At 70.9% G+C, this 21,043-nt stretch carries 20 protein-coding genes; 7 read left to right on the forward strand and 13 right to left on the reverse strand.

Features of this window, described 5'->3' with window-relative positions:
* Positions 1 to 17: 17 nt before the first annotated feature.
* Positions 18 to 1,121: a ferrochelatase gene (gene hemH / locus ACFQZY_RS01150; protein ID WP_377411612.1), complete on the forward strand. Its 1,104-nt coding sequence runs from the start codon at positions 18 to 20 to the stop codon at positions 1,119 to 1,121.
* 597 nt (positions 1,122 to 1,718) lie between these two features.
* Here the strand turns inward: hemH and ACFQZY_RS01155 are convergent.
* The 8 genes from ACFQZY_RS01155 to ACFQZY_RS01190 form a co-directional block, all read right to left on the reverse strand.
* The gene (locus tag ACFQZY_RS01155; protein WP_377411614.1) at positions 1,719 to 2,789 is read right to left on the reverse strand and encodes a branched-chain amino acid ABC transporter permease; all 1,071 of its coding nucleotides are present in this window, start codon (positions 2,787 to 2,789) and stop codon (positions 1,719 to 1,721) included.
* Positions 2,790 to 2,802: 13 nt separating this feature from the next.
* Entirely contained in the window at positions 2,803 to 3,783 is a 981-nt protein-coding gene (locus tag ACFQZY_RS01160; protein WP_377411616.1) for a branched-chain amino acid ABC transporter permease, read from the reverse strand.
* Positions 3,780 to 4,505 (reverse strand): ABC transporter ATP-binding protein, encoded by a 726-nt coding sequence (locus ACFQZY_RS01165; protein WP_377411618.1) that lies wholly within the window; start codon positions 4,503 to 4,505, stop codon positions 3,780 to 3,782. Before ACFQZY_RS01165 ends, ACFQZY_RS01160 begins: the two co-directional genes overlap by 4 nt.
* Entirely contained in the window at positions 4,502 to 5,266 is a 765-nt protein-coding gene (locus ACFQZY_RS01170) for an ABC transporter ATP-binding protein (protein ID WP_377411620.1), read from the reverse strand. The genes ACFQZY_RS01165 and ACFQZY_RS01170 overlap by 4 nt, the downstream gene beginning before the upstream one ends.
* Positions 5,267 to 5,279: 13 nt before the next feature.
* Positions 5,280 to 6,479, reverse strand: a complete 1,200-nt coding sequence (locus tag ACFQZY_RS01175; protein WP_377411622.1) for a substrate-binding domain-containing protein — start codon at positions 6,477 to 6,479, stop codon at positions 5,280 to 5,282.
* A gap of 138 nt (positions 6,480 to 6,617) precedes the next feature.
* Positions 6,618 to 8,135 (reverse strand): tripartite tricarboxylate transporter permease, encoded by a 1,518-nt coding sequence (locus ACFQZY_RS01180; RefSeq protein ID WP_377411624.1) that lies wholly within the window; start codon positions 8,133 to 8,135, stop codon positions 6,618 to 6,620.
* Positions 8,135 to 8,644 carry a tripartite tricarboxylate transporter TctB family protein gene (locus ACFQZY_RS01185; RefSeq protein ID WP_377411626.1) on the reverse strand — a complete coding sequence of 170 codons (510 nt, stop codon included), beginning with the start codon at positions 8,642 to 8,644 and terminating at the stop codon, positions 8,135 to 8,137. The genes ACFQZY_RS01180 and ACFQZY_RS01185 overlap by 1 nt, the downstream gene beginning before the upstream one ends.
* 4 nt (positions 8,645 to 8,648) lie before the next feature.
* Positions 8,649 to 9,608 (reverse strand): Bug family tripartite tricarboxylate transporter substrate binding protein, encoded by a 960-nt coding sequence (locus ACFQZY_RS01190; protein WP_377411628.1) that lies wholly within the window; start codon positions 9,606 to 9,608, stop codon positions 8,649 to 8,651.
* A gap of 118 nt (positions 9,609 to 9,726) precedes the next feature.
* Between ACFQZY_RS01190 and ACFQZY_RS01195 the strand changes: the two genes are divergently transcribed.
* The 3 genes from ACFQZY_RS01195 to ACFQZY_RS01205 are packed head-to-tail and all read left to right on the forward strand — an operon-like array spanning position 9,727 to position 12,294.
* Positions 9,727 to 10,404, forward strand: a complete 678-nt coding sequence (locus ACFQZY_RS01195; protein ID WP_377411630.1) for a response regulator transcription factor — start codon at positions 9,727 to 9,729, stop codon at positions 10,402 to 10,404.
* Positions 10,405 to 10,434: 30 nt separating this feature from the next.
* Entirely contained in the window at positions 10,435 to 11,865 is a 1,431-nt protein-coding gene (locus tag ACFQZY_RS01200) for a sensor histidine kinase (RefSeq protein ID WP_377412598.1), read from the forward strand.
* Between the two features lie 15 nt (positions 11,866 to 11,880).
* Positions 11,881 to 12,294: an RNA-binding S4 domain-containing protein gene (locus ACFQZY_RS01205; protein ID WP_377411632.1), complete on the forward strand. Its 414-nt coding sequence runs from the start codon at positions 11,881 to 11,883 to the stop codon at positions 12,292 to 12,294.
* Between the two features lie 34 nt (positions 12,295 to 12,328).
* On the opposite strand, the gene ACFQZY_RS01210 is transcribed toward ACFQZY_RS01205, so the two are convergent.
* Entirely contained in the window at positions 12,329 to 14,101 is a 1,773-nt protein-coding gene (locus tag ACFQZY_RS01210) for a hybrid sensor histidine kinase/response regulator (protein ID WP_377411634.1), read from the reverse strand.
* Positions 14,102 to 14,141: 40 nt separating this feature from the next.
* Entirely contained in the window at positions 14,142 to 14,756 is a 615-nt protein-coding gene (locus tag ACFQZY_RS01215; RefSeq protein ID WP_377411636.1) for a LuxR C-terminal-related transcriptional regulator, read from the reverse strand.
* Between the two features lie 182 nt (positions 14,757 to 14,938).
* Here ACFQZY_RS01215 and ACFQZY_RS01220 point away from each other — a divergent pair, with 182 nt between their 5' ends.
* Both ACFQZY_RS01220 and ACFQZY_RS01225 read left to right on the forward strand, forming a co-directional pair.
* Positions 14,939 to 15,814, forward strand: a complete 876-nt coding sequence (locus ACFQZY_RS01220) for an ion transporter (RefSeq protein WP_377411638.1) — start codon at positions 14,939 to 14,941, stop codon at positions 15,812 to 15,814.
* Positions 15,815 to 15,913: 99 nt separating this feature from the next.
* Positions 15,914 to 16,906, forward strand: a complete 993-nt coding sequence (locus ACFQZY_RS01225; protein WP_377411640.1) for a tripartite tricarboxylate transporter substrate binding protein — start codon at positions 15,914 to 15,916, stop codon at positions 16,904 to 16,906.
* A 22-nt stretch (positions 16,907 to 16,928) separates the two neighbouring features.
* Here the strand turns inward: ACFQZY_RS01225 and ACFQZY_RS01230 are convergent, their stop codons facing one another.
* Both ACFQZY_RS01230 and ACFQZY_RS01235 read right to left on the reverse strand, forming a co-directional pair.
* A complete protein-coding gene (locus tag ACFQZY_RS01230; RefSeq protein WP_377411642.1) occupies positions 16,929 to 18,110 on the reverse strand; it encodes an ABC transporter substrate-binding protein in 1,182 nt (393 codons plus the stop codon).
* 51 nt (positions 18,111 to 18,161) lie between these two features.
* Positions 18,162 to 19,247 (reverse strand): Rieske 2Fe-2S domain-containing protein, encoded by a 1,086-nt coding sequence (locus ACFQZY_RS01235; RefSeq protein WP_377411644.1) that lies wholly within the window; start codon positions 19,245 to 19,247, stop codon positions 18,162 to 18,164.
* A 90-nt stretch (positions 19,248 to 19,337) separates the two neighbouring features.
* On the opposite strand from ACFQZY_RS01235, the gene ACFQZY_RS01240 reads away from it, so the two are divergent.
* The gene (locus tag ACFQZY_RS01240; protein ID WP_377411646.1) at positions 19,338 to 20,285 is read left to right on the forward strand and encodes a LysR family transcriptional regulator; all 948 of its coding nucleotides are present in this window, start codon (positions 19,338 to 19,340) and stop codon (positions 20,283 to 20,285) included.
* On the opposite strand, the gene ACFQZY_RS01245 is transcribed toward ACFQZY_RS01240, so the two are convergent.
* Positions 20,249 to 21,025 (reverse strand): hypothetical protein, encoded by a 777-nt coding sequence (locus ACFQZY_RS01245; RefSeq protein ID WP_377411648.1) that lies wholly within the window; start codon positions 21,023 to 21,025, stop codon positions 20,249 to 20,251. The genes ACFQZY_RS01240 and ACFQZY_RS01245 overlap by 37 nt on opposite strands.
* Positions 21,026 to 21,043: the final 18 nt, after the last annotated feature.

Consider the following 21,043-nt stretch of genomic DNA (forward strand, 5'->3'; position numbering starts at 1 on the left):
GGGGCGAGAATACCCGGATGCCCGCAGTCCTTCCTTTCCGACCCGAGCCTCCCCACACCCATGGCCAGGCTCCCACCACTGGCATCCTCCTGTGCAACCTGGGCACGCCCGACGCGCCGACCGCGCCGGCCGTGCGCCGCTACCTGCGCGAGTTCCTGAGCGACCCGCGGGTGGTGGAGATTCCGCGCGCCGTGTGGCTGCCGCTGCTGCACGGGGTGATCCTGCCGCTTCGCTCCGGCAAGTCGGCCGCCAAGTACGCCAGCATCTGGACGCCCGCCGGTTCGCCGCTGCAGGTGCACACCGAGCGCCAGGCCCGCCTGCTGCAGGGCGCCCTGGGCGAGCGCGGCCACCGGGTGGTGGTGCGCCATGCGATGCGCTATGGCAATCCCTCCATCGCCTCGCAGCTCGACGCGCTGAAGGCCGAGGGCGCGACCCGGATCCTGGTGCTGTCGGCGTACCCGCAGTACTCGGGCACGACCACGGCCAGCGTGATCGACGCGGTGAACGCCTGGACCGTGCGCACCCGCCTGGTGCCGGAGCTGCGCTTCGCCAACCGCTACCACGACGCGCCGGCGTATATCGAGGCGCTGGCCTGCCGCATCGAGGACCACTGGGCGGCGCACGGCAGGCCGGACCACCTCGTCATGAGCTTCCACGGCGTCCCGGAGCGCACCCTGCTCGCCGGCGACCCGTACCACTGCGAATGCCACAAGACCGGCCGCCTGCTGGCCCAGCGCCTGGGGCTGGAGAAGGCGCAGTACACGGTGAGCTTCCAGTCCCGCTTCGGCAAGGCCAAGTGGCTGGAGCCGTACACCGAGCCGGCGCTGCAGGCGCTGGCCCGGCGCGGCGTGGCGCGCGTGGACGTGGCCTGCCCGGGCTTCACCAGCGACTGCCTGGAGACGCTCGAGGAGATCGCGATGGAGGGCAAGGAGGCCTTCCTCGCGGCGGGCGGCAAGGACTACCACGCCATTGCGTGCCTGAACGACCACCCGGCCTGGATCAGGGCGATGGCGGACATCGCCGCCACGCACCTCGCGGGGTGGCCGACGCTGGAGCGGCCGGATGCGGGGGAGTTGAAGGCGCAGAGGGAGAGGGCCCTGGCGATGGGGGCCAAGGACTGAGGGGCCTGGGGGCTGGGGTCAGGTCTTGCATCAACGCGACTGGTTGTCTCGGCCTCCCTCGGCTTCCTCCGGCGGCGCGCGCTGCACGGGCGGGGGCAGCAGGCTCCTCCCGGGGGGCTGGTGCGCTCCCGCGCACGGCCCCACGGGCCCCTCCGCCTGCCGCCCCCACCCGCGCATCGCGCACGAACACGTAAAGGCTTCGCGCCGGAAAGAACCCGGGTCATTTTTCCCGCCCACGTGCACCCCAAATCGCGGGCACCGTGGGCACTGTCCTTCCGACGTCATGGCCCACGCTCCGCGAAGCCACACTTTCTCCCAATACCACCGAAGTGACTCGGCCGGAGAAAACGGAAGTGGCCTCTCCGGTGCGAAGCCTTGACTTGGGCGGCGTGAGCGGCGTGGGGCTGGCGGGTGGGCGGAGGGACCCGTGGGCCCGTGCACGGGAGTGCACCAGGCCCCCGGGAGGAGCCCACCCGCCAGCCCCGCGACGCGAACCTTGCCGGAGGAAGGCGGGTGGCAGCCCCACCCGAACCTGACCGACAAACGAACGCTCGCCTTGATGCAAGACCCCGCAGGCCCGCAGGCTCGTCCCCCCGATCACGCGCCCGGCCGCCCCCTGGCCCGCAGCCGCCCCACCACCCCCGTCGGGAAGTGATAGACCGACAGCACGAACAGCAGCCCCAGCCACAGCAGCCAGCGGTCCGGCGAGAGCAGTGCGGCGAGCCAGGGCAGGCCGGCGGCGGCTTCGCTGGCGAGCTTGAGGAGGTCCTGCAGGTAGCTCTGGGCCACCAGGAAGAGGCCGGAGCCGAGCAGCGCCCCGTACACCGTGCCCATGCCCCCGATCACCACGATCAGCAGCACGTCCAGCATGATCTCGAAGGACAGCGAGGTGTCCGGCCCGTTGTAACGCAGCCAGAGCGCCAGCATCGCCCCCGCCAGCGTGGCGAACAGCGCCGAGAGGATGCTCGAGACCGTGCGGAACACCACCACCCGGTAGCCGATCGCCTCGGCGCGGAACTCGTTCTCCCGGATCGCCTGCAGCACCCGCCCGAACGGCGAGTTGACGATGCGCAGCATGACCAGCACCAGCACCAGCGCGGTGAAGAACAGCAGGTAGTAGCAGGCCAGGCGCCCGTCCAGCGACACCCCCAGGAACGGCGACTCGGAGAACTCGAAGCTCGGCGACAGCAGCTCGGGCACCTTGAAGCTCAGGCCGTCCTCGCCGCCCGTGAACTCGGACAGCTGCGAGGCCAGCGTCTGGAAGGCCGCGGCCACCGCCAGCGTGATCATGGAAAAGAAGATCGCCCGCACCCGCAGCGAGAACAGCCCGATCGCCAGCGCCAGCACGAAGGACACCGCCAGCGCCGCGCCCACGCCCACCCCCAGCGCCGTCCACCCCGCCCCCAGCCGCGTGGAGGCGATCGCCACCCCGTACGCCCCGATGCCGAAGAACATGGTGTGCGCGAAGCTCACGATCCCGGTGTACCCCAGGAGCAGGTCGAAGCTGGCCACCAGCACCACGAACACCAGCACCTTGGCCGCGACGTTCAGCGCCTTCACTCCCGGCACCAGGAACGGCGTGAAGGCCAGGGCCAGCAGCACCAGCACCAGCAGCGCCGCCAGCAACCGGCTGCGCGGGAAATCGTTGGACAGCAGGCGTGTCAGCATGGCCGCCCTCCCCTCACTTGTTCAGGGCGTACACGCCCTGGGGCCGCCACAGCAGGATGGCCATCATCAGCAGGATGTTGGAGAACAGCGCCAGCTTGGGCACCAGGAAGCCGGTGTAGTTGGCCATCAGCCCCACCAGCAGCGCCCCCACCAGCGCCCCCGTGGTGGACCCCAGCCCGCCGATGATCAGGACGATGAAGATCAGCACGTTGACCTGCGCCCCCATCTGCGGCACCACGTTCTGCTGGTACAGGCCCCACATCACGCCGCCCAGCCCGGCCAGCGCGCTGCCCGCGGCGAAGACGCCCACGAACAGCGCCCGCACCCGGTAGCCCAGCGCCTCGACCATCTCGCGGTCCTGCACGCCGGCGCGGATCAACAGGCCGGCCTTGGTGCGCGTGAGCGTCCATAGCAAGGCGGCGAACACCGCCACGCCCACCACCACCGCCAGCAGCCGGTACTTCTCGACCGCCGCGTCGCCCAGGAGCACCGTGCCCTTCATGCCCTCGGGCAGGGGCAGCGGCACCTGCAGCGGGCCCCAGACGACCTTGATCAGCTCCTCGCCGATGATCATCCCGCCCATGGTGATCAGGATCTGCTTGAGGTGGTTGCCGTACACCGGCCGCACGATGAAGCGCTCGAACGCCAGGCCCAGCCCGCCCGCCACCGCCATGGCCACGAGCATCGCGGGGAACACCGCCAGCAGGTTGGTCCAGAGGCTGCCCGACGCGGTGTAGTCGCCCATCGCGCCCAGCACGCTGGTGGCGACGAAGGCGCCCAGGGCGATGAACACGCCATGGCCGAAGTTCAGCACGTCCATCAGCCCGAACACCAGGGTCAGGCCCGAGGCGATCACGAAGATGATCATGCCCATGGCCAGGCCGGCCACCGTGAGCGTGGCCCAGGTCGAGGCGGAGCCGATGAAGGGCCACACCGCCAGCGCCAGCAGGGGCACCAGCGCCAGGGGCTTCCAGTCGACATCGATGCGGTTCATAGCGAGAGCCCCAGCAGCGACTGCTGCAGGCCTTCATCGTCCGCCAGGGCCTGCATGGGCCCGGCGTGGACGATGCGGCCGTTGTCCATCACGGCGACGGTGTCGCCCAGCTGCCGGGCGAAGCTGAAGTTCTGCTCCACGAGCAGCAGGGTCACGCCGCTGGCCTTGAGCTGCGCGAAAGCCTCGATCATGTTCTGCACGATGGCGGGCGCCAGGCCCTTGCTCGGCTCGTCCACCACCAGCAGCCGGCGCGGCTCCACGATCGCGCGGGCCACCGCCAGCATCTGCTTCTGGCCGCCCGAGAGCTTGCCGGCCGGATGGTTCCAGAACTTCTCCACCGCGGGGAACAGGCCGAAGATCCACTGCAGGCGCGCCGCATCCACCTGCTCGATGCGGCGCGCGCCGCGGGCAGCCAGCAGCAGGTTCTCCTTGACGGTGAGGTCGGCGAAGATGCCCATGTTCTCCGGCACATAGGCCACGCCCAGCGAGGCGATGCGCGGGGTCTCCCAGGCGGTGATGTCCTGGCCGTCGAACGAGACCCGGCCCTTCGAGGCCCGCCACAGGCCCATGACCGTGCGCAGCGCGGTGGTCTTGCCCGCGCCGTTGCGCCCCAGCAGCATGGTGAGCTGGCCGCGCGGCACGGCGAGGTCGACGCCGTGGAGGATGTGGTACGCCCCGATGTGCGTGTGCACGCCGCTGAGCGTGAGCAGGTCGGAACTCATGCCGCCTTCACCCCCAGGTACGCTTCCTGCACCACCGACAGCGCGATGACCTCCTCGGGCCGGCCGTCCGCCACCAGCGAGCCGTTATGCAGCACGATGATGCGGTCGGCGAGCTCGCGCACCACGTCCATCTTGTGCTCCACCAGCAGGATGGTCTTGCTGCGGTCGGCCTTGAGCTGGCGAATCAGCTGCAGGATCACCGGCGCCTCCGCGGCGTTCATGCCGGCGGTGGGCTCGTCGAACATGTAGACCTGCGGCTCCAGCGCGATCAGCAGGGCCACCTCCAGCTTGCGCTGGTCGCCGTGCGGCAGGCCGGCGACGCCCTCCCCGGCTCGCGCCTCCAGGGCCACCGCGCGCAGGATCTCCTGCGCCCGCGCGGTGAGCGCGGCGTGGTCGATCCAGATGCTCCAGAGGTTCAGGCCGCGCCGGTGCGCGCCCTCCCTCGCGGCCTGCACCGCCAGGCGCACGTTCTCCAGCACGGTCAGGCGCGGGAACAGGTTCGTGAGCTGGAAGGCCCGCCCGAGCCCGGCGCGGGTGCGCTGCGAGGCCGGCAGGCCGGTGAGGTCGCGTCCGCCGAGCGTGACGCGGCCCGCGGTGGCCGCGAGCTGGCCCGAGATCAGGTTGAAGTAGGTGGTCTTGCCGGCGCCGTTGGGACCGACGATGGCGGTGAGCGTGCCCGGCTCGAACGAGCAGGTCACGCCGTTGACGGCCACATGGCCGCCGAAGCGCACCGTGAGGTCGCGGGTGGCGAGGACGCCCATCGAGCCCGGGCGTTCAGCGCTTGTTGCGGATCGGGACGTCCATCTCGGACGGCAGGATCTCCTTGACCAGCTGCAGGTCCGGCTGCGCGCCCGGCTTGGCCTGGGGCGAGACGCGGAAGTGGTACATGGACTGCATGGCCTGGTGGTCCTCCTTGCGGAAGGTCATCATGCCCTTGGGCGTCTCGAAGCTCATGCCCTCCATGGCGGCGATCAGCTTGTTCGTGGTGGTATCGCCGCCGGTCTTCTTCAGCGCGCTGACCACCGCCATCGCCGCGGAGAAGCCGCCGGCGGTGAAGAAGTCGGGCGGGCTCTTGAAGCGGGTGTAGTGGTTGGTCACCAGCCAGACGTTGGCCGGGTTCTTGGCGAAGCCGTAGTAGTAATAGCTCGCGCCCTCCATGCCCGGGAAGCTGTTGTAGACGGCCATGGCGGGCAGGATGTTGCCGCCGGTGGCGATCTCGATGCCGTGGCGCTTGAGGTCCAGGTCGGCGATCTTGAAGGGGTTGCCGGCGCCGGCCCAAAGGATCCAGATCACCTTGCGGCCAGGCTGGTCCTTCAGCCGGTCGATCAGGCGCTGCGCGCCGGCGGTGAAGTCGGTGGTGGTGGCGGGCAGGTACTCCTCGTGGACGATCTTCGCCTTCTTCACCGACTCCTTGAAGGCCTTCACCCCGTCACGGCCGAAGGCGTAGTCCTGGGCCAGGGTGGCGATGGTCACGCCCGGCTTGTCGAGCGCCACCGCGTTGGAGATGGCGTCCTGCGAGCTGTTGCGGCCGGTGCGGAAGATGTACTTGTTCCACTTGTCGCCGGTGATGGAGTCGGCCACGGCGGGCTCCACCAGCAGGACCTTCTTGTACTCCTCGGCCACCGGCAGCATGGCCAGCGCCACGCCGGAGGAGGTGGGGCCGACGGCGAGGTCCGCCTTGTCGTCGGAGTAGGCGGCGGCCAGCAGGGACTTGCCCAGGTCGGGCTTGCCCTGGTCGTCCTTCTCGATCACGGTGATCTTGCGTCCCGCCACTTCCATGTTGCCGCCGGTGGCGTACTCCAGGCCCAGCATGAAGCCGGTCTGGGTCTGCTTGCCGTAGGCCTCCAGCGGGCCGGTGCGGCTGTAGATGTGGGCGATCCGGATGTCCTTGCCCTGGGCGAAGGCGGGCACGGCGAGGGAGCCGGCGGCAAGGGCGGCGAAGGGGACAAGCGCGAGCCAGTGGCGACGTTGCATGGCAGGGTCTCCTAGTGGAAGGGGCCTGGGCCGGATGAAACCGGCCTCAGGCCCCGATCCTACGTGCGCCGCATGACAGTTGTCATGCCGGCGCCAACAACTTGCGTTGTGTTTGCGCTGCGTCAGTCGCCTGCGTGGTCACGCGGTCATTCCCTCGCGCAGCTGCCGCCGCGAGGCGTAGAAGTGGAACAGGCGCGGCAGCAGCAGCACGGCGGCGATCACGATGACCAGGAACACCGACATCGGCCGCTGCAGGAACACCATCGCGCTGCCCTCGCCGATCGAGACCGCGTTGCGAAGCTGGGCCTCGGCCAGCGGGCCCAGGATCATGCCCACCAGCACCGGCGCGGTGGGGAAGTCGAAGCGGCGCATCACCACCCCCAGCAGGCCCACGCCCCAGAGCAGCACCAGGTCGAACGCGCTCTGGCGCATGCCGTAGGCGCCCACCGTGGCGAAGATCAGGATGCCGGCGTACAGCTGCGGCTTGGGGATCTTCAGCAGCTTCACCCACACCTTCACCAGCGGCAGGTTCAGCACCAGCAGCATCACGTTGCCGATGTACAGCGAGGCGATCAGCGCCCAGACCAGGGCGGCCGAGGCGGTGAACAGCTGCGGGCCGGGCTGGATGCCGTAGTTCTGGAAGGCGCCCAGCAGGATGGCCGTGGTGTTGGAGGTGGGAATGCCCAGCGTGAGCAGCGGGATCATGGCCGCGGTCACGGTGGCATTGTTCGCCGCCTCGGGGCCGGCCACGCCCTCGATCGCGCCCTTGGTGCCGAATTCCGCCTTGTCCTCGCCCTTGGCCAGCTTCTTCTCCACGGCGTACGACAGGAAGGTGGGGATCTCGGTGCCGCCGGCCGGGATGCAGCCGAAGGGCGTGCCGATGACGGTGCCGCGGATCCATGCGGGCAGGGAGCGGCGCCAGTCGCGGGCCGACATGTAGACGCGGCTCATGGTGTTCTGCGTCTCGACCTGGCGGCCCTCGTACAGGGCGAAGTAGATCACCTCGGCCACCGCGAACAGGCCCACGGCCACCAGCACGATCTCCACGCCATCGAGCAGCTCGGGCACGCCCATCGTGTAGCGCGCCTGGCCGGAGATCTGGTCCAGGCCGACGCAGCCCAGGGCCAGGCCGGCGAACAGCGCGGTCATGCCGCGCAGCGTGCTCTTGCCCAGCACCGCGCTGACCGTGGTGAAGGCCAGCGCCATCAGCAGGAAATACTCCGGCGGGCCGAGCTTGACCGCGAACTCCGCGACGAAGGGCGCGAACAGCGTGACCACCACGGTGGCCACCGTGCCGGCGACGAAGGAGCCGATCGCGGCGGTGGCCAGCGCCGCGCCGGCGCGGCCGCTGCGGGCCATCCGGTTGCCCTCCATCGCGGTGACCATGGAGGCGGTCTCGCCCGGCGAGTTCAGCAGGATCGAGGTGGTCGAGCCGCCGTACATGGCGCCGTAGTAGATGCCCGAGAAGAAGATCATCGAGGCGGTGATGTCCACCTTGGCCGTGATCGGCAGCAGCATGGCCACGGCCACCGCGGGGCCGATGCCGGGCAGCACGCCGACGGCGGTGCCCAGGGCGCAGCCCACCAGGGCCCACAGCAGGTTGACGGGGGTGATCGCGGTGGCGAAGCCCGAGAGCAGTGCGTTGAAGATGTCCATCACAGCCACCCGGTCTGCGTGAGGCCCGGCAGGTTGATCGCCAGGAATTGCGTGAAGGCCCAGAACACCGGCGCGGAGATCGCCAGGCCCGAGAGCAGGTCGATGGCCAGCACCGCGGGCGCCGAGGCCGCCTGGCCGCTGGCGCGGCGCAGGCCCTGCACCGCCAGCAGGTAGCACAGCGCGCAGGAAAGGATGAAGCCGATGGTGGTGATCAGGGCCGCATTGGCCAGCAGGCCGGCGGACACCCACACCCCGCCGGGCCACCAGGCGGCGTCACCGCCCGAGGGCGCGTCCATCTCGCGGAAGCCGCCGGTGCGCGCCTCGCGCACGATCAGCAGGCCGCAGGCGGTGAGCACGCCGGCCACCAGCCAGGGCAGGAAGTTGGGGCCGACGCCGGCATAGCCGGCCTCGCCCGGGATCTGCAGGGCGCCGGCCGCCAGGGCCAGCCCGAGCAGCGTGACGCCGGCGCCGACCAGGGTCTGCGCCAGGCGGGTCGAATCGCTCGCCATGGGGTCAGATCATCCCGGACTTGACCATGGTGGCGCGCAGGCTGGCGAACTCGTCGTCGACGAACTTGTCGAAGGCCGCGCCGGACAGGACCGCGGGGGTCCAGCCGTTCTTGTCCAGGGCTTCCTGCCAGGACTTGGTCTTGAGGGCCGCCAGCACCATGTCGGTCAGCGCCTTGCGCTGGGCGTCGGTGATGCCCGGGGCGCCGTAGACGCCGCGCCAGTTGCCGATCACGACGTCGATGCCCTGCTCCTTGAGCGTGGGCACGTCGATGCCCTTGAGGCGGGCGGCCGAGGTCACGCCGATGGTCTTCATCTTGCCGGCGGTGATGTACTCGGCGAACTCCGAGTAGCCCGAGCCGCCGACGGTGACGTTGCCGCCCAGGATGGCGGCGGTGGCCTCGCCGCCCCCGCGGAAGGCGACGTAGTTGATCTTGGCCGGGTCCACGCCCACGGCGCGGGCGATCATGGCCGCCGCGATGTGCTCGGTGGAGCCGCGCGAGCCGCCGCCCCACTTCACGCTGCCGGGATCCTTCTTCAGCTGGGCGACCACGTCGGCCATGGACTTGAAGGGCGAGTTGGCGGGCAGCACGAACACGTTGTATTCGCTGGTCAGGCGGGCGATGGGGGTGGCCTGCGACAGGTTCACCGGCGGCTTGCCGGTGATGATGCCGCCCAGCATCACCGCGCCCATGACCATCAGCGCGTTCGGGTCGCCCTTGCTGGCGTTGACGAACTGGGCCAGGCCCAGCGCGCCGGCGGCGCCGCCCTTGTTGTCGAAGGTCACGTTGTCGGCGGCCTTGGCCTCGATCAGGGCCTTGCCCAGGGCGCGGCCGGTGGTGTCCCAGCCGCCGCCGGGGTTGGCGGGGATCATCATCTTGACGCTGGGGGCGGCGCTGGCGGACAGCGGCAGCGCGCCGGTGGCGGCCAGGGCGGCCAGGGACTTGAGGAAGGTGTCTCGACGCATGGATGTCTCCAGTGGATTGACTACCCCGCGATCGTGGAAGGCCCCGCTGTCAATCGGCTGTCGCGGGCATCAGGGAAACTACGCAGCCCCGGGGCGCTAACCTCGGGCCCTCGGCCCCATGAAACTCCTGCTCGTCGAAGACGACCCCACCCTGCGCGACACCCTGGAGCGCGCCCTCTCGCGGCGCGGCCTGCAGGTCGCCACCTGCGGCGACGGCCCCGGTGCGCTGGCGCGCTGGCAGGCCGCGCCGCCGGATGTCGTGGTGCTGGACCTGAGCCTGCCGGGGCTGGACGGCCTGCAGGTGCTGGAGCGTGCCCGCGCCGCCGGCCTGGCCACGCCGGTGTTGATCCTGACTGCGCGAGGCACGGTGGGCGACCGGGTGCTGGGGCTGAACGCCGGCGCCGACGACTACCTGCCCAAGCCCTTCGACCTCGACGAGCTCGAGGCCCGCCTGCGCGCCCTCGCCCGCCGCCGCGCCGAGCCGGCCGCGGCGGCGCCGGCCTCGCGCATCGAGGTCGGCGGGCTGGCCTTCGACAAGGACAGCGGCGCCTTCTACCACGCCGGCCAGGTCCTCGAGCTGACCCCGCGCGAGGCCGCCCTGCTGCAGGCCCTGGTGGCGCGCCCCGGCCACGCAGTGGCGAAGGAGCGGCTGTTCGAGCTGGTGTTCCCCGGCGCCACCGACGTGCAGTACGAGGCGGTGGAGGTGGTGGTCTACCGCCTGCGCAAGAAGCTCGCCCCCACCGGCGTGAACCTCATGACCCTGCGCGGGCTGGGCTACCTGCTCAAGGCGGCCTGAGCGGCCGCGGCACCCGTGTCACCCGTGGCGATCGGACACCCCGCCTCCCTGCGCCGCCAGCTGCTGGTCGGCATCCTCGTGCCGGTGGTGGTCCTCCTGGCCGTTTCCGGCGCGATGCTGTACCAGCGCGCCCTGGCCGCCGCCAACACCGCCTACGACCGCACGCTGCTGGCCTCGGCCAAGGTGATCGGCGAGCAGCTGGACGTGACCGGCTACGACCGCGACGCCCGGCTGCATGCGCGGGTGCCCTACTCCGCGCTCGAGGCCTTCGAGGCGGACAACCAGAGCCAGATCTTCTACCGCGTCTCCAACCTGCAGGGCGAGCTGGTCTCCGGCTACGGCGACCTGCCGTTCTGGCGCGGCGAGCTGCCGGTGCGCCCGCCCTACGCCGCCCTCGTCGACTTCTACGACGACCGCTTCCGCAGCGACGCCGTGCGCGTGGCGGTGCTGCTGCAGCCGGTGGCCGGCCCGCAGGGGCGCGGCATGGCGGTGGTGCAGGTGGCCGAAACCCTGGAGTTGCGCCAGGCGCTGGCCCGGCAGATCCTGGTGGACACGCTGTGGCGCCAGGCGCTGGTGCTGGCGGTGATCGCCGCGGTGGTGGTGGTGGCGGTGCAGCGCGCCACCCGCCCGGTGCGGCTGCTGTCCTCGCAGCTGCAGCAGCGGCCCGAGGACGACCTCACGCCCCTGCAGGTGGAAGGCGCGCCGCGCGAGCTGCGGCCGCTGCTGGAGGCCACCAACGCGGTAATGCGCCGGCTGGCCCACCTGCTGGAGCACCAGAAGCGCTTCGTGCGCGACGCCGCGCACCAGCTGCGCACCCCCCTGGCGGTGCTGAAGGTCCAGGCCCAGTCGGCCCTGCGTGGCGACGAGCCCCCACTGCAGGCCCTGGCCGCGATCCACCAGACGGTGGACCGGGCCACCGCCCTGGCCAACCAGATGCTGTCGCTGGCCAAGGTCGAACAGCTGCGGCACCAGGCCCCGGCCGCGCCGGTGGACCTGGGCGAGGCGGTGCGCAGCGTGGCGCTGGAGCTGTCGCCGCTGGTGGCCGAGAAGGACCTGGACTTCGAGCTGTCCACCCGGCCCGCCCCGGTCCTGGCCCACGAGTGGATGCTGCGCGAGCTGGCCCGCAACCTCCTGCACAACGCGATCCGCCACAGCCCCCCGGGCGGCCGGCTGGCGGTGCGGGTGGTGGCCGACGGGCGATGGTGCGCCCTGGCCATCGCCGACGACGGCCCGGGCATCGCGCCCGAGCTGCGCGAGCGCCTGTTCCAGCCTTTCTCCCCGGGCCAGGCCGGCTCCGGCTCGGGCCTGGGGCTGGCGATCTGCCAGGAGATCGTGCGCGCGCTCGGCGGCAGCATCGCGCTGGACAACCGCGAAGCCCACGGCCGGGTCCACGGGCTGGACGCCTCGGCCCGCCTGCCGCTCGCGCCCGCCGCGGACAAGGCAGCGGACAATGGGGCCTGAGACCAACCTGCACGCATGGACCGCCTTCGCATCGACAAGTGGCTGTGGGCCGCACGCTTCTACAAGACCCGGGCCCTGGCCGTGGAGGAGATCGGCCGCGGCCGGGTCGAGGTCAACGGCCAGGTGGCCAAGCCAGCGCGCGAGGTCAAGCCCGGCGACACGGTGTCGGTGCGGCGCGAGGCCGTGACCCGCGTGGTCGTGGTGCGCGGCATCTCCTCGGTGCGCGGGCCGGCGCCGGTGGCGCAGCAGCTGTACGAGGAGACAGCCGAGAGCATCGCCGCGCGCGAGCAGGCCGCCGAGCAGCGCCGATTCGCGCGCGAGCCGGCCCTGGCGATCGAGCATGGCCGGCCCACCAAACGCGAGCGCCGCGACCTCGACGAGGCGCAACGCGGCTGGGACGATCGCTGGTCCGCGTCGCTGGACGACTGAGAAGCTGTGAATGAATCCGGCAGGCCGGCGAACCTCAGCGCGCCGGCGGCGCGCCGAGCACCTGCTCGATGGCGTCCATCACGCGCTGGAACGAGATCGGCTTGTGCAGCACCGGCACGTGCAGCTCACGGAAGTGGGCGATGTGCGCGGGCGAGGTGTCGGCCGTCACGATGATGGCGGGGATGTCTCGGTTGAAGTTCTCCCGCAGCATCTGGATCGCGGCTTCGCCCGTGCCATCGGTGAGGCGGAAGTCGCTGAGGATGAAGTCGATCGAGTCGACCTCGGCCAGTGCCGCCTGCATGCGCTTCGGGTCCTCGGGCAGCAGCAGCACCCGGGCGCCGCGCTGCGACAGGGTCTGGCGGTAGGCCTCGGCGATGTTGGCGTCGTCCTCGATGACGGCGATGGTCTTGCCCTCGAGCGTGACGCGGGCGCCCGGGGCCGCCTCCCCGGCTGCGGGCGGCAGCTCGGGACGCTGCACCGAGACCGGCATCGCCGTGATCACGCGGAACAGCGAGCCCTCGCCCACGCGCGACTCGAGCTCGATGCGCGCGTTCAGCAGATCGCACAGGCGCTTGACGATGGACAGGCCCAGCCCCAGCCCGTCGTGACGGCTGCGCGTCCCGCTCACGCGGTAGAACTCGGTGAAGATATGCGCCTGGTCCTCCGCGCTGATGCCGCAGCCGGTGTCTTGCACCTCGACCACCAGGCGGTCGTCCTTGGAGAGGAAGCGCACCTCGACCCGGCCGAACGCGGTGTAGTAGATGCCGTTGGTGATCAAGTTGAGGAGCAGTTGGCGCAGCAGCTTCTCGTCGCCCACCGCCCAGGCCTCGGGGCATTCCACCAGGAACCGGATGCCCTGGTCGTCGGCGAGCGGGGCGCCCACCTGCTCCAGCGCGCCAGCCAGGGCGCGCAGGCGGAACGGCTCGTCCTTCGCGGTGAAGGTGAAGGCGTCGAGCTTGCTCACGTCCAGCAGCGACTCGAACATCTGGTTCAGGTTGCTGACGCTGCTGCGGATCTTGCCGAGGACGACGCGGGCGGCCTCGGGCAAGCGGGCGAGGTCCAGCGACTCGAGGTAGAAGTTGACCGCATGCATCGGCTGGCGCAGGTCGTGGCTGGCCGAGGCGATGAAGCGCGACTTGGCCACGTTGGCCGACACCGAGGCATCGCGCTCGGCCACCAGCTCCTGGTACAGGGACTCGTTGCGCAGGCGCTGCCTGAGCGAGTCCTGGTAGGTACGGGCGAACCGTTTCGAGATGCCCAGCACCGAGATGAACAGGGTGGCCACCCCCACCGAGAACGGCCAGGGGAAGCCGTTATGCGGCCAGAAGGCGGCGGCGATGGCAGGCAGGAAGATCGGCAGGCACATCGCCAGGAAGGTCGGCCGGTGCACGCCGTAGCCGAACATGCTGGAGAACATCGCGCCGGTGGTGACGTACATGTACATCAGCCGGTTCACCATGCCCAGGTCCGGGGTCAGGATGATCCAGCCCAGGCCCCAGCCCACGCCGATGAGGCCCACGCACCAGGTGGTGGTGCGCATGCTGGCCACCGGGTCGTCGATGCGCGCCGGGTCGGTCTCGAGCTGGCGCGCCAGCACGTAGCGGGCGATGCCGGCGGCGATCATGTACACCAGCCACAGGCCGAAGCGCACCGGGTCGGCCTCGTCCCAGAACAGGGGCACGGTGAGCAGCGGTGCGACGAAGTTGGCCACCGTCGTCGAACGCACCGCGCTGGCGAGGTACGACGAGGTCTCGCGCGCGATGTACTGCGCCTCGTGGCCGGTGTCCGGCGGCGGCGGGGGGGGCATGGGCAAGGCGGGGGACGGGGACTCGGGCGCCGTGGCGGGCTCAGATCAGCTGGTGTTCCTGGGCCTTGAGCACGGCCTGCGTGCGGTTGAAGACCCGAAGCTCCTTGAAGATCTGATTCACGTGGATCTTCACCGTCTGCTCGCTGATCTGGAGCTGGCCGGCGATGATCTTGTTCGGGTGGCCGCGGCCGATCAGGGCCAGCACCTCCATCTGGCGGCTGGTCAGGCGGAACCGCTCGGGCGCGGGTGCGGCTTCCTGCGGCAAGGCGTGCAGGCGCAGCAGCTCGGTGAGCCGGCGGCCGATGGCGTCGCTGGTGCTGTTCTTGGAGATGAACAGGCTGGCACCCGCGGCCAGGGTGCGCGCCTCCCAGACCTTCTCCTCCAGCCCGGAGATCGCGACCACGTGCTCCACGCGCTGCGCCGCCTTGAAGGCCCGGATGCCCGCCAGCCCGCTCAGGCCGGGCATGAGGATGTCCAGGATCACCGTCCAGCGCACGCCCGCGGGCGAAGCCTCCACGATCTCCAGGCCCTCGCCCGCGCTGGCAGCCGCGGCCACGCGAAGGCCGGACGGTTCGAATTGGGTACGCAGCTTCTCGCTGAGCGCGTCGCGGTACACGGGATGGTCGTCGACGACCAGGATCCCCGGTTGGCTCATGATGGTTCTTCCTCTGACGACGATCGTACGTTCCCATGATGTCAACGCACAATCCCACAAGAGTTGTGCGCGGGCGGCATCTGCAATACGAAGGCACTCCTCGCACGTCAGTTCGGGGTCAGCGCGCTGGCAACCGCGCGCGGCGCTGGCCAGGCCGCAGCGCAAGCTGGCACACTGGCCGTGTGACCTCCTCCCCGACCATCTCCTCCTCCACCCGCCTGCGGATGCAGCGGGTGATCTTCGGCTCCGACACGCCCGCGGGCCGCGCCTTCGACCTCGTGCTGATGGCGATGATCGTGGCGTCGGTATTGGTGGTCGTCCTGGACAGCATCGAGCCGATCTCCGCGCCGCACGCGCAGGCCTTCTCCATCGCCGAGTGGTTCTTCACCGTGGTGTTCTCGCTGGAATACGCGGCGCGCCTGTACTGCGCCCCGGCCCGCCTGCGCTACGCCACCAGCTTCTTCGGCCTGGTGGACCTGGTCTCGGTGCTCCCGAGCTACCTGGCGCTGTTCTTCCCCGAGCTGCACGCGCTGCTGGACGTGCGCATCCTGCGCATGCTGCGGATCTTCCGGGTGCTGAAGCTCACCTCGTACCTGGTGGAGTTCCGCTACCTGGGCGTGGCGCTGGCCGCCAGCCGCCGCAAGATCCTGGTCTTCCTGGCCACGGTCTCGGCGGTGGTGCTGGTCATGGGCACGGTGATGTACGTGGTGGAGGGGCCGGGCAACGGCTTCACCAGCATCCCCACCGGGGTGTATTGGGCCATCACCACGATGACCACCGTCGGCTTCGGCGACATCACGCCCAAGAGCGACCTGGGCCGCGCGATCGCCTCGGTGATGATGCTCATGGGATGGGGCGTGCTGGCGGTGCCCACCGGCATCGTGACCGCCGCGATGGTGCAGCGCGCCGGCGGCCCGGGCACGCCGGGCGCGGCCGGCCTGCGCGTTGGGCTGCGCTGCACCCACTGCGGCGGCGGGGACCTCGCGGCGACCGACCGGTTCTGCCGGCACTGCGGGATCCCGCTGGCAGGCCCGGCGGGCGAGGCGCTGGAGCCCTAGGGCCTGCGGGCTTGCCCGGGTACGCAGGCACGGGCCCCGCGTTTAGATTGGCGGGTGCATGCAACCGCGCCACGCGCGCCTCACGACCCTCCCGCCACCATGACGCCCACCCTGCCCCGCCGCCTGCGCCGGCTCGCCCTCGCCCTCCCGCTCGCCCTGGCCTTTGCCGCCCTTCCCGCCGCGGCGCAGGTGGCCGGCTACCCGAACAAGCCGGTCAAGCTGATCGTCACCTTCCCGCCCGGCGGCACGCCCGACATCTACGGCCGCCTGATCGCCCAGGAGCTGACCGCGCTGTGGAAGCAGTCGGTGGTGGTGGAGAACAAGACCGGCGCCAGCGGCACCATCGGCACCGACTTCGTGGCCAAGGCCGCCCCGGACGGCTACACCCTCACCTTCGCCTCGGACGCGCCGATCACCATCGTGCCGAACCTGATGGCGGGCATCCCCTACAACTCGCAGAAGGACCTCACGCCCATCGTCAACGTGGCCTCGGGCCCCTTCGTGCTGATGGCGCACCCGGCCTTCCCGGCGAACGACGTGAAGGGCCTGATCGCACTGGCCCGGCAGCAGCCCGGCAAGATCAGCTATGCCTCCTCCGGCGCGGGCGGGCAGCAGCACCTGTCGATGGAGCTGGTCAAGCACCAGGCCGGCGTGGACATCGCGCACGTGCCCTACAAGGGCTTCGGCCAGGGCGTGAACGACGTGATGGCGGGCCATGTGCCGCTGATCTTCGGCGGTATCAGCGCGGCGGCCCAGATCACCAAGGGCGGCAAGCTCAAGGCCCTGGGCGTGACCAGCGCGAAGCGCTCGCGCGCCCTGCCCGAGGTGCCGGCGATCGCGGAGGCGCTGCCCGGGTTCCGCGTGGAGGCCTGGTACGGGCTCATGGGCCCGGCCGGCATGCCGCCGGAGCTGGTGCGCAAGATCCGCGACGACGTCGCTTCCATCGTGCGCCGCCCCGACTTCCAGGCCCGCATCGCGGCCGACGCGATGGAGCCGATCGCCAACACCCCCGAGCAGTTCGCCGCGCAGATCCGCGAGGACCTGCAGGAATGGGGCAAGCTGCTGAAGGCGGCGCAGATCAAGGTCGACTGAAGTCCCCTGCGGCGCCGGGTCCTCAGCGCGTGCGCGGGTCGCGCACGTCCTTCTGCTCCTGGAACTCGATGCTGTAAAGCTCGCCGTCCTGGCGCTCCACCTTGCGGATGTAGATGCTCTGGACGATGTCGCGCGTATTGGCGTCGATGTAGATCTGGCCGCGCGGGCTCTCGAAGATCTGGCCCTTCATCGCGGCCAGCAGCGCGTCGCCATCGGTCTTGCCGCCGGTCTTGCGCAGGGCCTCGTAGATCACGTGCATGCCGTCGTAGGCGAACACGGCCACCGCGTTGGGACGCAGGTTGTTATTGAGCTTGCGGAAGTCAGCGACGAACTTCTTGTTCTTCGCCGAGGGGTGGGCCGTGGAGTACGGGTAGGAGGTGACCACGCCCAGGGCGACGTCGCCCATCTCGTTGACCAGGTCGTCGTCCACCACCTCGCCGGTGCCGATGATGCGGATGCCCGCCTTGGACAGGCCGCGGTCGGCGAACTGCTTCATCACCTGGGTGCCCACGCCCGAGGGCACGAAGACGAAGACGGCGTCGGGCGAGAGGTCGCGCACCCGCTGCAGGAAGGGCGCGAAGTCCGGGTTGCGCAGGGGCACGCGGATCGACTCCAGCACGCGCCCGCCGTTGAACGAGAAGCGGTCGCGGAAGGTGCGCTCGGCGTCGTGGCCGGGGCCGTAGTCGGCCACCAGGGTCACGGCCTTCTGGATGCCGTTCTTCGGCGCCCAGTCGGCGATGCCCAGGGTGATCTGGGGCAGGGTCATCGAGGTGCGCACCATGTACGGCGAGGCGTCGATCACCGAGGAGGTGGCGGCCAGCATGTTCACCATCGGCACCTTGGCCTGCGTGGCCAGGGGCGCGGTCACCAGGGCCAGCGGGGTCAGGCCGAAGCCGGCGAGCACATGCACCTTCTGGTTCACCAGCAGCTCCTGCGCGAGGCGCTTGGTGTTGTCCGGCGTGCCGCCGTCGTCACGCAGGATCAGCTCGATCTTCTTGTTGCCGACCTTGCTGCCGTTCTGCGCCATGTACAGCCTGACCGCCGCCTCCATCTGCTTGCCCGTGGAGGCGAAGGGGCCGGTCATGGGCGCGAGCATGCCGATGCGCAGCGTGTCGTCGGCCTGGGCCCAGGCCGGCAGGGAAGCGCCCAGGCCGGCGGCCAGGGCGGATTGCAGCAGTTGCCGCTTGCTGAGGGAAGGGGTCATGGGTGTCTCCGTGTCGTTGTTGTCGTGGGGGTCGCGGGCGGTGCCGGGTGTTCAGGCCTCGAGCTGCGCCAGCCGCAGCAGGATCTTGCGCATCGCCAGGCCCGGGCGGTCCGGGCCGAAACTCAGCTCGGGCGGCGCGTGGCCGAGGTCGTCGTAGGTCTGCTGGATCCAGTTCAGGGCCTCCTCGTCCTGCGCATAGGCGGTCTGGGACTGCTCGCGCAGGAAGTCGCTGGCGTGGGCGTCGTCGAGGTCGAAGTCGCGGCTGTTGAACCACCAGTAGTGGATGCTGTTCCGGCGCTCCGGCGTGAACAGGTGCGTGATGTTCACGCGGAACTCGGCGGGCCGCCCCGGCGCGGGCGACGGGTCGACGATGCGGGCATGGGCGATGTGGCCGGCCGGCGACTCGAAGCGGCTGTCCGAGTAGCGGTCCACCCGCTTGCCCCCGAGCTTCATCGGCGTGTCGTAGATGCCGGGCGGGGGCGAGTCGTGCAGCGTGCGCAGGATGAAGACGCGGTCGCCCTCGGCGCGGAAGTCCAGCGTGGAGCGCGCGTACTCCGGCGTGCCCACCGCGCCGGGGTGGAGGATGCCGAAGTGCGTCTGGTCAAGGAGGTTCTCGTGCATGGCCACGTAGTTCGACTGGATGCGGAACTGCCCCTGCACGGTGGCCCAGGCCGGGTCGGCCAGCCAGGAGGTGTCGGGGATCTTCGCGGGGTCGGCCAGGGCCGGGTCCCCCATCCACACCCACACCAGCGGGAAGCGCTCCACCGCGGGGTAGCTGGCCACCCGCGCGTGGCTGGGGCAATTGGGCAGCGAGGGCATGCCCTCGCACTGGCCCGAGGGCGCATACGACATGCCGTGGTAGCCGCAGACGATGTTGTCGCCCACCAGGCGACTCCGGGACAGCGGGAAGGAGCGGTGCGCGCAGCGGTTGTTCAGGACCACCGGCGTGCCGTCCTCGCGGCGATAGAGGACCACGGTGGTCCCGAGCAGGGTGCGCTCCAGCAGCGTGCGGCCCACCTCGTCGGAGCGGGCGGCCACGTACCAGCAGTTGCGGACCAGGGGGGTCAGGTGGTCGGCCATCTGCAGGCCGGGCCGGGGGGCCGCGGCGGCGGCCGGGCGGGTGGGCGTGTCTTGCATCGCGGGCGTGTCTCCAAGGGTGGGTGCGAGGCAATTTACGTCAATGCAGGAGAATGAGTGCCGCTCAATTTCGTTTAATTTGATCGCGCCATGGAATCAATCGACGACCTCAAGCCGCTGCGCGCCTTCCTCGCCGTGCTGCAGGCGGGCAGCTTCGTGCAGGCGGCGCGGCAGCTGCACGTGGTGCCCTCGGTGGTGGCCAAGCGCATCGCGCAGCTGGAGGCGGCGCTGGGGGTGCGGCTGTTCGAGCGCACCACGCGCAGGGTGCAGGTGACGGCGGCCGGCGAGCGCCTGCGGGCGCGGGCCGCCGCCCTGCTCGCGGGCATGGAGGAACTGGCGCTGGAGGTCGCGGCCCGGGACGGGCAGGAGGCGCCGCACGGCCACCTGCGGGTGATGGCGCCGGCCACCCTGACCACCCTGCACCTGGGGCCGCTGTTCGCGCGCTTCCTGCAGCAGCACCCGGGGATCACGATGGAGGTGGTGCTGGGCAACCGCTCCACCAACCCGCTGGAGGACGGCTTCGACCTGATCGTCAGCGGCCGGCTCGCCAGCTACGAGGGCGTGGTGCAGCGCCCGCTGGCGCCGATCCACTACGCGCTGTGCGCCGCCCCGGCCTACCTGCGCGAGGCGCCGGCGCTGGAGCATCCGGCGGACCTGGCAAGGCATGCGTGCCTGGTGTTCGAGCCGCTGGGGCGCAACTGGGTCTTCCAGTCCACCCGGGGCGCGCTGCATGTGGACGTGCCGGCCCGCCTGCTGGTGGACGACAACCGCGCGGTGCTGAGTGCGGCCCTGCTGGGCCTGGGCATCGCCATGCTCCCGCGCTACATCGCCGGCGAGGCGCTGGCGCGCGGCGAGCTGCGGCCGCTGCTGCCGGCCTACCCGCCGCAGGAGGCCTGGTTCAAGGCCTTCATCCCGCGGCGCAAGGCCGGCCTGCCGCCGGTGGCGGCGCTGTGCGACTGGCTGGAGGCGCAGATGCCGGGGATCGACGCCCCGGCGCGGGCTCAGTCGAAGGCGAAGCGCACGCCGACGAGGAGCTGATCGACCGAGCGGGCGCCCCAGGTCGTCTTCGGCAGGCCGCCGCCGGTGGTGGCGTCGGGCAGCCAGACGCGGCCGGCCTGCAGCACCAGCTGCGCGCTCTCCGACAGCTGCCGCTCGGCCTGCAGCTTCACCTGGAAGGCGACGCCGGAGCCGCTGGCGCTGGCCAGGCAGTTGCAGGGCGCGAGCGCGCTGGCGTCGGGGACGGTGACGCGGGCGAAGCCCACGCCCGCCCCGAGCCAGGCGCGCCACAGGGGCGTGAAGCGGCGCTTGCCCCGCTCCTCGGATTCCCAGACGCGGCCCGCGCCGTTCAGGAACAGGGCCGAGGCGCGCACCGTGTCACCGGGGCGCACGGTCAGCGCGCCCAGGGAGACCTGCTCGCGCTTGGCCGAGCCCGACCAGAATTCGCCCTCGAGGCGCCAGGGCGTGCGCTCGTCGTCGTCGCGCTCGCCGCCGAGCCACTGGCGGCCCACGGCCAGCGAGTACACCGTGCCGGCGCCGAGGCTGGCCTGGCCGCTCAGGTTGACGCCGGCGCCGAGGGCGAGGTCCACGTCCTGGCTGCCGCTGCGGCCCTGGCCCACCTGGGCCTGGCCGTACCAGAAGGTCTCCTGGCGCTCACGCTCGGCCTTCTCCTGCGGCCCGAGCCTGGGGGCGGCCGCGAACGCGGCGCCCGTCACCGCAGCCAGCGCCAGCGCGATGCCGGCGCGAGTCCAGAGGCCCATTGATTTGCCCGTTGCTTTCATGTCGATCTCGATTCGGGT

It is taken from the genome of Ramlibacter sp. GCM10027632, assembly GCF_042675325.1.
GTDB lineage: Bacteria > Pseudomonadota > Gammaproteobacteria > Burkholderiales > Burkholderiaceae_C > Ramlibacter.

Coding starts and splice junctions, on each gene's coding strand:
- ACFQZY_RS01170 (WP_377411620.1), bottom strand. CDS start 5,266: ATGGGCGTCCTCGCCACCCGCGACCTCACGGTGCGCTTCGGCGGCCAT.
- ACFQZY_RS01240 (WP_377411646.1), top strand. CDS start 19,338: ATGGAATCAATCGACGACCTCAAGCCGCTGCGCGCCTTCCTCGCCGTG.
- ACFQZY_RS01205 (WP_377411632.1), top strand. CDS start 11,881: ATGGACCGCCTTCGCATCGACAAGTGGCTGTGGGCCGCACGCTTCTAC.
- ACFQZY_RS01245 (WP_377411648.1), bottom strand. CDS start 21,025: ATGAAAGCAACGGGCAAATCAATGGGCCTCTGGACTCGCGCCGGCATC.
- ACFQZY_RS01155 (WP_377411614.1), bottom strand. CDS start 2,789: ATGCTGACACGCCTGCTGTCCAACGATTTCCCGCGCAGCCGGTTGCTG.
- ACFQZY_RS01185 (WP_377411626.1), bottom strand. CDS start 8,644: ATGGCGAGCGATTCGACCCGCCTGGCGCAGACCCTGGTCGGCGCCGGC.
- ACFQZY_RS01165 (WP_377411618.1), bottom strand. CDS start 4,505: ATGAGTTCCGACCTGCTCACGCTCAGCGGCGTGCACACGCACATCGGG.
- hemH (WP_377411612.1), top strand. CDS start 18: ATGCCCGCAGTCCTTCCTTTCCGACCCGAGCCTCCCCACACCCATGGC.
- ACFQZY_RS01190 (WP_377411628.1), bottom strand. CDS start 9,608: ATGCGTCGAGACACCTTCCTCAAGTCCCTGGCCGCCCTGGCCGCCACC.
- ACFQZY_RS01225 (WP_377411640.1), top strand. CDS start 15,914: ATGACGCCCACCCTGCCCCGCCGCCTGCGCCGGCTCGCCCTCGCCCTC.
- ACFQZY_RS01230 (WP_377411642.1), bottom strand. CDS start 18,110: ATGACCCCTTCCCTCAGCAAGCGGCAACTGCTGCAATCCGCCCTGGCC.
- ACFQZY_RS01175 (WP_377411622.1), bottom strand. CDS start 6,479: ATGCAACGTCGCCACTGGCTCGCGCTTGTCCCCTTCGCCGCCCTTGCC.
- ACFQZY_RS01235 (WP_377411644.1), bottom strand. CDS start 19,247: ATGCAAGACACGCCCACCCGCCCGGCCGCCGCCGCGGCCCCCCGGCCC.
- ACFQZY_RS01160 (WP_377411616.1), bottom strand. CDS start 3,783: ATGAACCGCATCGATGTCGACTGGAAGCCCCTGGCGCTGGTGCCCCTG.
- ACFQZY_RS01210 (WP_377411634.1), bottom strand. CDS start 14,101: ATGCCCCCCCCGCCGCCGCCGGACACCGGCCACGAGGCGCAGTACATC.
- ACFQZY_RS01195 (WP_377411630.1), top strand. CDS start 9,727: ATGAAACTCCTGCTCGTCGAAGACGACCCCACCCTGCGCGACACCCTG.
- ACFQZY_RS01180 (WP_377411624.1), bottom strand. CDS start 8,135: ATGGACATCTTCAACGCACTGCTCTCGGGCTTCGCCACCGCGATCACC.
- ACFQZY_RS01215 (WP_377411636.1), bottom strand. CDS start 14,756: ATGAGCCAACCGGGGATCCTGGTCGTCGACGACCATCCCGTGTACCGC.